The following is a 12,178-nucleotide window of genomic DNA, read 5'->3' as shown; positions in this document are numbered from 1 at the left end:
CTGCATAGATTCACTTGCATGTGTACGTACTACCTAGGCAAGTGCCTGTTCTAATTCTTCAATCAAGTCTTCGACATCCTCAATGCCGACTGAGATACGAACGAGACCATCTGTAATCCCAAGTTCCGCTCGACGTTCTGCCGGAATGGAAGCATGCGTCATCTGTGCTGGAACGGAAATCAGACTCTCTACCGCGCCAAGGCTCTCAGCCAGTGTAAAGATTTTCGTCCGAGACAGCACTTGTTCCGCACGCTCACGGCTGCCAACATCAAATGAAATCATTCCGCCAAAACCACGTGCTTGTTTAGCCGCGATATCGTGTCCTGGATGATTTTCCAGACCTGGATAGTAGACGCTCACAATGTCACTGCGCTCACTCAGCCATTTTGCAATACGACGAGCATTCGCTTCATGCTCTTCCATGCGTACACCGAGTGTTTTCATGCCGCGCAGCAAGTAATACGAATCTTGCGGCCCAAGTACGGCGCCAATCGAATTCTGAACGAAATGCAGCTGCTCACCAAGTTCTGCGTCTTTTACAACTACAAGGCCAGCTACTACATCACTGTGTCCACCCAAGTATTTTGTGGCACTATGGAACACAATATCCGCACCGAGTTGAAGCGGATTCTGCCAATATGGTGTCATGAACGTATTGTCCACAATCAGTAAGATACCTTTTTCTTTCGTTACTTCCGCAACCGCTGCAATGTCTGTCACTTTCAAAAGTGGGTTACTTGGGCTTTCCAAGATGACTGCTTTTGTGTTCGGACCGATCGCTCCGCGAACAGCTTCCGCACTGCTTGTGTCCACAAATGTCACATCCACCCCAAAACGATTGAACACTTTCGTCAGCACACGGTACGTACCGCCGTATACATCATCGCCGACAACAAAATGATCGCCTGCGTTATACATCGACACAATCGTTGACAGAGCCGCCATACCGGAAGCAAACGCAAAGCCGCGCACGCCGCCTTCCACATCCGCGATGTATTCCTCAACCGCGTGGCGAGTCGGGTTGCCTGTGCGGGAATATTCATATCCTTTATGTTTGCCTACTGCTTCCTGTTTATATGTGCTAACCTGATAGATCGGCACATTGACCGCGCCAGTATGCGGATCTCCATCTACACCACCATGTATTAATTTCGTTTTCATTCGCATGATTTAGATGCCCTCCTCATAAATTTTTTGGCTTAAATAGCGCTCACTACTATCTGCAAAAATCATCACAATATTCGTGCCTGGCTTCGCCTGTTTCGCTTCAAGAAGCGCAGCATGAAGTGCGGCACCCGCCGAACTACCTACCAATATCCCTTCCTGTGAAGCCAGCTCTTTCACATGACGAAATGCATCTGCATCCGATATCGTATGAATGGCATCAAAATAAGCGGTGTCCATAAACGGCGGCAGGAATTCCATCCCGATCCCTTCCGTTTTATGTGGACCTGATTCTCCTCCGTTCAGGATAGAGCCTTCCGGTTCCACAATGACCGTTTTGATCGCTGGATTTTTCTCTTTCAAATAGCGGGCTGTACCCATAAACGTGCCGCCCGAGCCTGCACCTGCGACAAATACATCAACATTCCCGTCCATCTGTTCCCAAATTTCCGGTCCAGTCGTCTTATAGTGCGCTGCCGGGTTTGCCGGATTGCCGAATTGCTGCGGGCAAAATGCCCCTTCAATTTCTTGCTCGAGCTGCTTTGCTTTCTCGATCGCACCTTTCATCCCCTGGGCAGTCGGCGTATTAACGACTTCCGCACCAAGCGCACGCATCAAAGTCTGCTTCTCTAATGAGAATTTCTCCGGTACGACAAAGATTACGCGGTATCCTGTACCAACCGCCGCCAGTGCCAGTCCGATGCCTGTGTTCCCAGCTGTCGGTTCAATAATCGTGCCGCCTGGCTTTAATACACCGCGCTCTTCTGCATCTCGAATTAATTCTACACCTAATCTATCTTTTACACTACCGCCAGGATTGAAATACTCCAGTTTGGCAAACAGGCGAACTCCTTCTGGTAGTGGATAAGAATGAATCTCTACGATTGGGGTATTACCAATCAATTCTTTAACATTGCTGTATATGTTCATGTCGATCTCCTTTTTGTGGTGGATAACATTTTTTATTTTACCATATTATTATAGCCTAAACGTTTTGCGAATCATTTCCGTGTAAGACACTCTGTTTTATAAGTTTAAAACACATCGTATGCTTTAAGCAAGGGGAAAACCATAGATTTCTTACGAAAAGGATACTATAATAATAAGTATTGTGAAAGGAGTGAATAACCTTATGACAAAGTTTGATGAAGTACAAGAGGTTTTAAATAAACTGCGTCCGTTCCTTCAGCGTGACGGAGGCGACTGCGAACTCGTTAATGTTACAGACGAAGGGATCGTTGAAGTTCGTCTGCACGGTGCATGCGGCAGCTGCCCAAGCTCTACCATTACACTGAAATCAGGCATTGAGCGTGCACTTGTAGAAGAAGTAGAAGGCATCGTTGAAGTTCGTCAAGTGTTCTAATAAACGATCAAGCGGGATAGCTCAGACTATCCCGCTTTTTATATTTACCGTGCCGCTGTCCGCTCCATAAGAAAGGACAAAAACTCCTGGTTGGCCAGCGACAAATACGCATGTTTTTTCCAGGCAATCGCCAACTTTAAATAAACAGGTGGTTGAAGTGATACCGCAACAAGATCCGGGTCATTCGCCACAACCATGTGCAAAAACAACGTAATTCCACTCCCTCTCGCCACAAGCGACTTCAAAAGCGAAATCTGATTCGTCTCAAATCGCACGGTCAGCGGTACGCCCATTCTGCGTCCTGCCTCTGCAATAAGCTCGCGCTGAAAATACCCTTCCTGAAACAAAACCAGCGGCTCCCGTGCTACTTCTTCATACGTGACGGATTCCCGTTCCGCAAAAGGATGACCTTTCGGAACACACACACACATCTCTTCCTCCAGAAATGGCACAGCTTCTAAATCATCCGCAATCGTATCCTGCACAATCACACCCATATCAATATCTCCATTGCTGATCATGCGCTGCACTTTCATCGTGCCTTGTTCATACAACGTAAACTGCAGATGCGGATACCGTTTCTTAAAATCCAGAATAATGCCCGGAAAGTAATACGAACCGACCATCGAAGGCAAGCCAATTCGCACTTCCCCTTTCTCCAATCCACGCATTTCTTCGATTTCTTCCTGCGCATGCCGAACTTGCTCCAGAATCCGCCGTGCATGCCGTAATAGGACTTCTCCTTCTGCTGTTAACATGACTTTTTTATCAATCCGATTAAACAGCAGTACACCGAGATCCTCCTCTAGCTTCTTGATGCTTTTACTAATCGCAGACTGGGCTATGCACAATTGCTCAGCTGCCTTTGTAAAGTTAAGCTGCTTTGCCACCTCTGTAAAATATTCAAGTTGTCGAAACTCCATTGCCCCTCCCTCATAATCATTCCAAAAAGTTATCGTTATAATGAAAACAATATATTTTATTCATTCATAATACCATGCTACGATAGCCTTACAAAAACTTATTCGGAAAGAAGATGATTCTTCATGATCCAGGCAGGAACTCGGCCTTTCTGGCGTGCAACCGCCGCTCTCACCATTGCTTCTTTTGTAACATTTGCTAATATTTATTTCACACAACCACTACTGCCAATTTTCACGGAGGAATTTAACCTTTCTCCGTTACTATCTAGCCTGTCGGTTTCCGTTACGATTCTCGCACTCGCGCTGTCCCTTTTATTTTACGGCCCGCTATCAGATGCGATTGGACGGAAAAATATTATGTTCGGGACGATGCTCGGCGTAGCAGTAATCGCACTTCTAACAGCATTTGTTCCAAATTTCTCGACCTTGCTCATTCTGCGTATGATAGAAGGATTCTTCCTCGCCGGGCTGCCAGCGATTGCGATTGCCTACATTAGTGAAGAGTTCGATTCCAAAGCGTTAACAACCGCAGTTGGGATTTACATCAGCGGCAATACAATCGGCGGGCTCTCTGGTCGCATGGTCTCTGGCTTCGTTACCGATTTTGCTGGCTGGCACTGGGCGTTTATTGTAATGAGTGCACTCAGCTTCCTGTGTGTGATCTCCTTCGCCTGGCTGCTGCCGCGCTCAACGCACTTCCAAAGCAAGCCGCTCGACTGGAAAGTAGCCTTTAGAGATTTTCGCCGTCACCTGGATAATCGCTCCTTACGCTTCGCTTATGCGATTGGTGGCTTTCATTTCTTTGTTTTCATCGGGATCTATAACTACATCACGTATGTGTTGAACAGCGCCCCATTCAATCTGCCTACTTCGATTGTGAGTCTACTGTTTCTCACCTATCTAGCAGGCACATTCAGCTCTACATTGTCGGGCAAAGTGGCGAAAATCATGCCGCAATCTGTATGTATTGCCATCGGCATCGTCATGATGGGAGCAGGTATTGCCGCGACACTTGTGCAAAATCTGTGGATCATCGGGGTAGGGCTTCTGCTTATCAGCTTTGGTTTTTTCTTCGCTCACTCAGCAGCCAGCTCGTGGGTAAGTACACATGCAACGTTTGCAAAAGCGAGTGCATCAAGTCTATATTTGTTGTCCTACTATCTAGGTGGCAGCATCGGCAGCTTCTATCTCGGTCTGTTCTATAAATTCTTCGGTTGGAATGGTGTCGTGCTTGGCTCGCTGATGATTCTCGTATTAACCGGCTGGTGTGCATGGAAAATGTACGGCATCGAACGAGCTGAGTCGAGCAGGGCTGGACTGATGTCTAATATAACTGTATAAATTTTCGAAATACTATTGAAATCATGTTATTCCCTTGTATGATGGTAATATATTGTAATTTTTCACATCATAAAGGGGAGATATAATGAAACGCTCATTCACCACTCTGCTTCTGACAGCTATGCTGCTCCCGACAGGAACAGTTCTTGCCGCAGAACAAGGAAACGCGACGGCTGCTGTTGAACAAGCAGCCGTCATTCCAGAAGTCGCGCCGATTCCTCCAGCGATTCAAAAAACGATGACTAAGCTTTTTGAATTGCAACCGGCCTTTAAACAACTGCACATTCATTCGGGTGCGCCGGATGAGACAAACAAAACATTTTCCGTCTTTCTTACAGACACACCTACTGATGAAACGTCGTTGAAGGAACATCCAATCTCTTCTAGTGGAAATCTTACATTCGATATGAAAACAGGGGAGCTTCTTTCATTCAGTATTCAAATGAAAGAATGGACCTCGGAAAAACTGCCGACCACTAGATTAGCAAAAGAAAAAGCGGAGCAGTTCCTTATCAGCTGGCTGGGCGCTGAAGAACGAAAACAATTCGGTACACCTACGTCACGTAGCAGCGGATCCATAACATATGACAGCGACCAAAAACCTATTACCTGGTCATACCGTTATGCTGAATTCCCGGTTATACTTAACAATATCCCGGTTTCTGGCTTTAACTTTGTTCAGATAAAGGTAGATAGTGCAGGGCGTATTGTAGGGGGAGAATTCAATGTGCCCAATCTAAAAAACATATCAACTCCAGCTATTGCCGTTCGTGCTGCGGATGATATGAAAAAACAGCTCATTACTGCGGATAGCCTTATGCTCCAGTATGTGGAGAAACAACCGGAGAGATATGGCAATTACCTGAAAGAAATCCAGGAAGCAAAGCCAGCGCTGCGCTATGACTTGAATGTATACGGCCCTTTCAATGCTCAAACCGGTAAGCCAATTCACGGCATGACAGGAGAAGAACTTAAACAAAATTCTGGCTCTGCTGTCCCGTGGAAGGTCGTGCAAATCAAACCGCAAGGAAATAAACTAATCGCCCATTCAGAACAAGAAGCGGCAGAAGTATTGGGCAATCTGTTCAACTTCGACTTTAGCCAGATGCAACTGCAAAAGCACGATGGGTCCACCTTTACCAGCAGAGAATCATCTCCATACTCTCACTATTTCTGGAGCGATCAAAAAGGCTCTGGCATTAACGTAAATATCGACCAAACAAGCGGCTTGATTACGGATGCAAGCCTAGATATAAATCAAGAAAACAATCGCCCGGCAACGGTCAGCAAGGAAGAGGCTTTCGCAACAGCACTTACATTCATCGAAAAATATGCAGGTCCTACCGCCAAGGAGCTAGAGGTTCAATATCATACATTTGAAAGGGAACAACCTCCAGCCTGGGTGGACAAGGAGAAAGCCCCTACATTTTCGGAAAATGAACAGCAAAAACATTATTTTTGGTTCCAGGAACGCTATGAAGGTATCCCGGTCATGGGCCGTTCATACAGTGTAACCGTCGATGCAGCAACCGGAAAAATCACCAACTTTTCGCTTGCTCCGTATCAAGAGAAGCTCTCTCTTCCCGCCCCAGAAGGGATTGTGTCAAAAGAAAAAGCAGCTGAATCCTTCCTGCAAAACAACAAGCTAAAGCTGGAATATCTCTGGCCATCCTACTTTGATCAACCGGGTCCCGCTCCTATTCTGACATACACATGGGAACGTTCTGGAAATACAGACGATTATGTCGATGCGTTTACGGGTAACTATGTAAGGATTCCGATTGAGCCGTATGACGAAGAGTAGACACAGCAAAAGCCTGCAGCTATTTACGCCGCAGGCTTTTTGTTATTCTCAACTACTTATACACCGAAAGAAACGAATTTGGTTTCGAGGAATCCATCCAGTGCGTAATGTCCACCTTCACGACCAATTCCGCTCTGTTTGTATCCCCCAAATGGAGCCTGTGTTTGGGTCGGTGAACCATCATTTACTCCAACGATACCATACTCCAGGCCTTCTGCCATCCGGAAGCAGCGAGCGTTGTTTTGCGTATACACATACGCTGCCAGGCCGTAGATTGAGTCATTTGCCATCGCAAGAACAGATGCTTCATCCTGGAATGGAATGATCGGCACAACTGGACCGAACGTTTCCTGAGAATAAATGTTCATCTCTGGCGTTACATCTGTAATCACTGTCGGTTCGATGAAGAAGCCTTTGCTGTATTCGCCTTCTGTCAGACGATTTCCACCAAATGCGATGCAGCCGCCTTTTCCTTTCGCGTCCTCGATTTGTCCGAGTACACTTGTAAGAGCTGTTTCATCGACCAGCGGACCAATTTCTACGCCTTTGACACGTCCATCGCCCACTTTTGTATTCTGTAGGCGCTCAACCAGTTTTGCTGTGAACGCTTCGACAATCGACTCATGAACGTACAGACGATTTGTACAAATGCACATCTGTCCAGCATTCCGATACTTGCTCTCGAACAGGCCTTTAACAGCCGCATCAAGATCTGCATCTTCAAACACGATAAACGGTGCATGTCCGCCCAATTCCATACTGATACGTTTTACTTGAGCAGCCGCACCTTCCATCAGAAGCTTACCCACTCTTGTAGAACCTGTAAACGTAATTTTCGCTACTTTTGGATTGTCGACAATCTCTTTCCCAATTGAGCTTGCATCACCTGTTACCAGGTTCGCTACGCCCTTCGGAAAACCAGCTTCCTCGATCAATTCAAACATCCGAATCGTGCTTAACGGTGCTTTTTCAGCTGGCTTTAATACAACTGTACATCCAACTGCAAGTGCCGGTGCGATTTTACGGGCCACCATGTTAACCGGGAAGTTCCACGGCGTGATCGCTGCTACAACCCCTACCGGCTGCTTCATCACCATCAATCGTTTGTTAGGCGCAGATGAAGGAATCGTTTCTCCGTATACGCGCTTCGCTTCTTCAGCGTACCACATAAAATTATCGGCTGCGCCAAGCACTTCAAATTTCGCTTCACCAAGCGGCTTACCCATTTCTGCTGAAATAAGTCCTGCCAGCTCATCACGATTTTTGCGTACTAATTCATACAGATTGTATAAGTATTTAGAACGTTCGCGAGCCGCAGCCTGTGACCAGCTTTTAAACGCTTCATGAGCGGCTGCAATCGCTTTGTTCGCATCACGAGCATCGCCATAGCTGATTGTTCCAACTACTTCACCGTTAGCCGGATTCGTGATTTCAAGTGTTTCTCCGCTTTCTGCTTCGATCCATTCGCCGTTAATATACATTTTTTTGCTGTCTGTCATCGTAAGTTCCTCTCCTCATCTATACCGGTTTAATCGCCTCAAACGGATTTTTACATGTGCTGCAGTAGAAAATGCTTCGACAGGCTGTCGGTCCGAATATGTTATCCAGTACAGTGCGGGGAGAGCCGCAGTACGGACATTCGATCTCCCAGACACCTTCCTGTTTAGCTTCAAGCGGCGGAGGAGCGATGCCGACTTCTTTTAACTTCTCTCTTCCTTCCGCCGTAATCCGATCAGAAGTCCAGATAGGATTTTTTGTAAAGATCACGTTTACTTCTGCAATCTCTTCGAGTTCCGATACGGCTTTGGTGATATCGCTCTCCATCATCGTAAGCGCAGGACATCCGACAAATGTCGGAATCAGCCGCACCGTTGCGATTTCTCCATCTACCTGAACCCCATCAATCATTCCCATCTCAACTAGACTGACCGATGTGATCTCCGGATCTGTTACTTGTTGCAGCTTATCCCATACTTTCTGTTCAAGAGAGTTAAAAGTTTCTTGCATCGCGATCTCCTCCTTCTTACCAGTTAGCCTGTGGAGCCAGTTTGTATACTTCGCTTAATTGAGCAAGGGCGTCCACAAACGCTTCCGAATGTAAGCCATCCCGTCCGCTCTCCCCAACCGGAGTTGGTTCACCTGGCCAAGCCAGATTATAGCCTGCCAGCTTTTCCTTCATTGTGTTCAAGAATGTTGTACGCAGCTCATCGCCAGATGGTACGAGACCCGCCTGCACAAGTGCATCTGCTTTCGGTCCAAGATCAAACAATGAGTCTACATCTTCCCATGTTTTTGCAAATGCTGCATTCAAACGTGTTTGCGCTACGTCCGTGCTGTCTGATAACTGGTTCAACCACACTCCCCAGTGGTACAGATGATAAAACTGCTCTCGTTTGATTTTCTTCGCTGCATCTGCAAGCGGTGCATATGGAGACGCTTCCAATACATCAAGTCTGATTTTTTTGAACGTTTCATATGTGTAATTACGGGCAATGGCATATCCCCAATCGTAGTCCGGGTTTTCCATATAGTCCCCTTCACCGTTCACACGTTCTACAAGAATGGCACTTTTGTATTCTTGCGGCTGTCGCAAGTGGGCAAGATCGTCTGCCTTGCCCATTCCAAGCTCTTCTAGCATTTGATAATACATCGCCGCATGGCCCATCGTATCTTGTGTAATCGAAGAAAATGCCACGTCTTCTTCAATATGCGGGCATAGGCCCAACCATTCTGAGCCGCGGTGGCTCATCATTAAATCGTCATCAGCTAATTGGTACATCAGTTCAACGAGCGCCTCACAGAATTGTTGATCCTGCTTCGCTTCTTCTGGTGTGTTGTATTGTTTCGTCACGATCCGATTCCCTCCTTATCTACTCAACCGATATACTCGTATTATTTTTCGCGGCCAATTCTCTCCATCTTGATGGAATGTATCCATAATGGGCTGGCTGACGATAGTCTTTATTATCAATTCGCTCGAAAGCTTGGCGCTCTTCCGGTGATACGAAATGCATGTGATCTCTTTTTACGACAAAAATGTTAGCCGGAACTTCTTCCCGACGCATGAAGTTGTCTTGTGCCATGCTCAACGCGATTTCAGGTGTAGGAGCAAGCAAGCTAAACTGGCTTTCAAATTTCGCTGTTAACTCTTTCTGACTGAATACTTCATATACATCATAATCTTTGGCATCAAGTGTGCTCATGAATTACACCCCTCTTTCATTGGCTACTGCTTGTTGCTTATGGAGCAGCGCTTCTCTAACCCAAGCGTTATTATCAAATCCGATCTTCCGCAGCTTGAGACGGTTTTGAGAACGTGGACCTTGATTTTTAGCGATTACATTTTTCAGATAGTTATAGTCTGGATGTGTATATACCCATTGTTGCTTCGCTTCATCATAGTAAATGCTCTCATCTGGAACGCTAAGTCCAAGTGCACGAATTTGCGGAACGTATTTACCAAGGAATTCTTGTCGTAATTCTTCGTTTGTTTTGCTTCTGATTTTATAACGAATGTTAAGGTTCTGATTGCTCTCGATCGGGCCGTCTTCTGGTGGACCGAAGAACATGAGCAGTGCTGGCCACCAGCGGTTCAGTGCATCCTGCATCATTTCACGTTGAACCGGTGTGCCATCCCCGAGTGCGATTACCATATCTTCACCGTGATACGCATGGAAGCGTTCTTCCATGATGATTCGTTTCAGCGCCCGTACGTACGGAGCGTATGAGGAATGCGCGAGCATTTTTTGAGTAACAATCGCAGCTCCGTCAACAAGCCAGCCGATTAGTGCAGCGTCTGCCCAGCTTACTGTTTGCATATGGAATACGTTATGGAATTTCAGGCGACCGGCGTATAGATCATTTAGCAAATCTTCTCGTGTTTTGCCGAGCGGCTTCATCAGGTCTTCCGCGACGCGCAGCAGCAACTGTCCATGTCCAACCTCATCCTGTACTTTAGCCATAAGCGAAAGCTTTCTTTTTAATGTTGGTGTTCTCGGAACCCATTCCTTCTCTGGAAACGCTCCCATAATTTCGCTGATGCCATGCATAGCAATGAGTTTGATTAACTGCGTACGGTAATCTTCTGGCATCCAATCATCTGCCTCGATCTTCTCGTCCCGTTCAATCTTAGCTAGAAACTCTTCATACTTTTTATTTTCATCCTGCGCTGTTACCAACCCTGTTTGCTCAGCGGCTTTTCCCATCGTACATTCCCCTCTCTAGCATGTTTACGTTTCGTTACATAAATAGCTACGTGATCACGAACTATTTTGTATTACGTTTTTATAACGTTATAATAACATACCGTTATATATATCTGTCAATAAATTTTGTTAATTCAAAAAAAGAAGGGGCTAATGAGGCGCCCCCTCTCAAAAACTATTTCACTACCTGGAACTTGCCATCTTTTACTTGAACCATAATCATACTATCTTCACTTAAGCCGTTATGATCCTGTGGGCTAAACTTGAATTCCCCTGTTACCCCAACATAATTTACTTTCTCTAACGCTTCTGGTAACTTCGTAGCGTCTCCACCTGCAGCTTTTAATGCTTCAACGAGAATATTTAAGCCATCATATCCATAGCCAGCAAATCCATCAGCGTTTGTATTATACGCAGTCTTATAATCTGCTACGAATTTCTTCACAATCTTCGCCTGTGGGTCACTGTCACTAATCTGATCGGATACAAGCATTTTACCTGCTACAAGGAGTACACCATTCGCAGCATCTCCAGCAAGCTCAATGAATTTACCGTTCGCGCTTCCGTGTGAACTGATAATTGGAATGCTTATGCCTAGCTGCTTCGCTTCTTTTACAATTGTGGCTGGGCCAGGGTTCGTACCTGCAATAATGAGTGCTTGTGCATCTGTCCCTTTAATTTTCGTTAACTGGGAGCTCATAGACGGATCTTTCGTTCCATACTTTTCTTCTGCTACAAGCGTAATACCATACTCCGGTGCAAATTTCTTCAATTGAACAGCCCAACCGCTTCCATACGGATTGCTATCATACAGCACCGCTACTTTGCTGATTCCTTTTTCTTTTAAGTATTTATAGATACGTTTGGTCCCATGAATATCTGTATGCGGCGTTTTAAAAATTCCAGCACGAACTGGATCCGTAATTTTATTTGCTGCCGCCATAGAAATCATCGGTACCTTTTGTGCAGCAGCATATTCAGCCATTCCTAAAGAAGGGCCACTGCCTGAAGACCCGAGAACCGCTACTACATGTTCAGATGTCACGAGCTTCTTCATCGCCTTCACAGCTTCTGTATTATCTGATTTGTCATCCTCAAATAAAACTTCCAACGGCTTATTATTAACCCCACCGTTTTTATTAATTTCTTTCACCAACATCTCTACAGCCTGCTTCTCAGGCACACCAAGCGGGCTATTCGCACCTGTCATTGAAAATACTGCCCCGACTTTGATTGAATCCGAGGCACTACCTGAAGTTTCCTGACTTTTCGTGGACGTCTGACCCCCTCCACCGCCACAGGCACTGAGCATAACAAGCGAAGCTGCCATTACAGGTGCAAACCATTTCTTCATCTTCATCTTCATCCTAAAACCCCC

General features: G+C 46.0%; 11 protein-coding genes and 1 pseudogene. 3 read left to right on the top strand and 9 right to left on the bottom strand.

Translation table 11 applies throughout. The annotated features are described in order from the left end of the window. Window positions 1-33: 33 nt before the first annotated feature. Window positions 34-1,167, bottom strand: coding sequence for a bifunctional cystathionine gamma-lyase/homocysteine desulfhydrase (locus tag PO771_RS03285; protein ID WP_272561856.1), 1,134 nt, complete (start codon window positions 1,165-1,167; stop codon window positions 34-36). A 3-nt stretch (window positions 1,168-1,170) separates the two neighbouring features. Further along, window positions 1,171-2,094, bottom strand: coding sequence for a cysteine synthase A (gene cysK, locus PO771_RS03280; RefSeq protein WP_272561855.1), 924 nt, complete (start codon window positions 2,092-2,094; stop codon window positions 1,171-1,173). A 217-nt stretch (window positions 2,095-2,311) separates the two neighbouring features. Between cysK and PO771_RS03275 the strand changes: the two are divergent. Next, window positions 2,312-2,527 (top strand): annotated as a pseudogene (locus PO771_RS03275) (NifU family protein); the annotation flags it as partial. A 44-nt stretch (window positions 2,528-2,571) separates the two neighbouring features. Here the strand turns inward: PO771_RS03275 and PO771_RS03270 are convergent. Further along, window positions 2,572-3,450 carry a LysR family transcriptional regulator gene (locus PO771_RS03270; RefSeq protein ID WP_272561853.1) on the bottom strand — a complete coding sequence of 293 codons (879 nt, stop codon included), beginning with the start codon at window positions 3,448-3,450 and terminating at the stop codon, window positions 2,572-2,574. Between the two features lie 123 nt (window positions 3,451-3,573). Here PO771_RS03270 and PO771_RS03265 point away from each other — a divergent pair, with 123 nt between their 5' ends. Next, a complete protein-coding gene (locus tag PO771_RS03265) occupies window positions 3,574-4,791 on the top strand; it encodes an MFS transporter (RefSeq protein WP_272561852.1) in 1,218 nt (405 codons plus the stop codon). Window positions 4,792-4,876: 85 nt separating this feature from the next. Next, on the top strand, window positions 4,877-6,595 hold the full coding sequence (locus PO771_RS03260; protein ID WP_272561851.1) for a YcdB/YcdC domain-containing protein: 1,719 nt from the start codon (window positions 4,877-4,879) through the stop codon (window positions 6,593-6,595). Window positions 6,596-6,651: 56 nt separating this feature from the next. On the opposite strand, the gene PO771_RS03255 is transcribed toward PO771_RS03260, so the two are convergent. The 6 genes from PO771_RS03255 to PO771_RS03230 form a co-directional block, all read right to left on the bottom strand. Next, window positions 6,652-8,094 carry an NAD-dependent succinate-semialdehyde dehydrogenase gene (locus tag PO771_RS03255; protein ID WP_272561850.1) on the bottom strand — a complete coding sequence of 481 codons (1,443 nt, stop codon included), beginning with the start codon at window positions 8,092-8,094 and terminating at the stop codon, window positions 6,652-6,654. 19 nt (window positions 8,095-8,113) lie between these two features. Next, window positions 8,114-8,602, bottom strand: coding sequence for a 1,2-phenylacetyl-CoA epoxidase subunit PaaD (paaD, locus tag PO771_RS03250; RefSeq protein WP_272561849.1), 489 nt, complete (start codon window positions 8,600-8,602; stop codon window positions 8,114-8,116). A 16-nt stretch (window positions 8,603-8,618) separates the two neighbouring features. Next, complete coding sequence (paaC, locus tag PO771_RS03245) at window positions 8,619-9,446, bottom strand: 1,2-phenylacetyl-CoA epoxidase subunit PaaC (RefSeq protein WP_272561848.1); 828 nt, start codon at window positions 9,444-9,446, stop codon at window positions 8,619-8,621. A 19-nt stretch (window positions 9,447-9,465) separates the two neighbouring features. Further along, window positions 9,466-9,798 (bottom strand): 1,2-phenylacetyl-CoA epoxidase subunit B, encoded by a 333-nt coding sequence (locus PO771_RS03240; RefSeq protein WP_272561847.1) that lies wholly within the window; start codon window positions 9,796-9,798, stop codon window positions 9,466-9,468. A gap of 3 nt (window positions 9,799-9,801) precedes the next feature. Further along, complete coding sequence (gene paaA, locus PO771_RS03235) at window positions 9,802-10,800, bottom strand: 1,2-phenylacetyl-CoA epoxidase subunit PaaA (protein WP_272561846.1); 999 nt, start codon at window positions 10,798-10,800, stop codon at window positions 9,802-9,804. 175 nt (window positions 10,801-10,975) lie between these two features. Continuing rightward, on the bottom strand, window positions 10,976-12,166 hold the full coding sequence (locus PO771_RS03230) for an ABC transporter substrate-binding protein (protein WP_272561845.1): 1,191 nt from the start codon (window positions 12,164-12,166) through the stop codon (window positions 10,976-10,978). Window positions 12,167-12,178 lie beyond the last annotated feature (12 nt).

It is taken from the genome of Aneurinibacillus uraniidurans (assembly GCF_028471905.1).
Taxonomy (GTDB): Bacteria; Bacillota; Bacilli; order Aneurinibacillales; family Aneurinibacillaceae; genus Aneurinibacillus; species Aneurinibacillus uraniidurans.
The sequence above is the reverse complement of the archived record's forward strand: the minus strand, read 5'-3'. Positions and strand labels throughout refer to the sequence as shown.

What these genes read in the sequence shown, in the direction of transcription:
- PO771_RS03285 (WP_272561856.1), bottom strand. Translation starts at nt 1,167, where the DNA reads ATGCGAATGAAAACGAAATTAATACATGGTGGTGTAGATGGAGATCCG.
- cysK (WP_272561855.1), bottom strand. Translation starts at nt 2,094, where the DNA reads ATGAACATATACAGCAATGTTAAAGAATTGATTGGTAATACCCCAATC.
- PO771_RS03270 (WP_272561853.1), bottom strand. Translation starts at nt 3,450, where the DNA reads ATGGAGTTTCGACAACTTGAATATTTTACAGAGGTGGCAAAGCAGCTT.
- PO771_RS03265 (WP_272561852.1), top strand. Translation starts at nt 3,574, where the DNA reads ATGATCCAGGCAGGAACTCGGCCTTTCTGGCGTGCAACCGCCGCTCTC.
- PO771_RS03260 (WP_272561851.1), top strand. Translation starts at nt 4,877, where the DNA reads ATGAAACGCTCATTCACCACTCTGCTTCTGACAGCTATGCTGCTCCCG.
- PO771_RS03255 (WP_272561850.1), bottom strand. Translation starts at nt 8,094, where the DNA reads ATGACAGACAGCAAAAAAATGTATATTAACGGCGAATGGATCGAAGCA.
- paaD (WP_272561849.1), bottom strand. Translation starts at nt 8,602, where the DNA reads ATGCAAGAAACTTTTAACTCTCTTGAACAGAAAGTATGGGATAAGCTG.
- PO771_RS03240 (WP_272561847.1), bottom strand. Translation starts at nt 9,798, where the DNA reads ATGAGCACACTTGATGCCAAAGATTATGATGTATATGAAGTATTCAGT.
- paaA (WP_272561846.1), bottom strand. Translation starts at nt 10,800, where the DNA reads ATGGGAAAAGCCGCTGAGCAAACAGGGTTGGTAACAGCGCAGGATGAA.
- PO771_RS03230 (WP_272561845.1), bottom strand. Translation starts at nt 12,166, where the DNA reads ATGAAGATGAAGATGAAGAAATGGTTTGCACCTGTAATGGCAGCTTCG.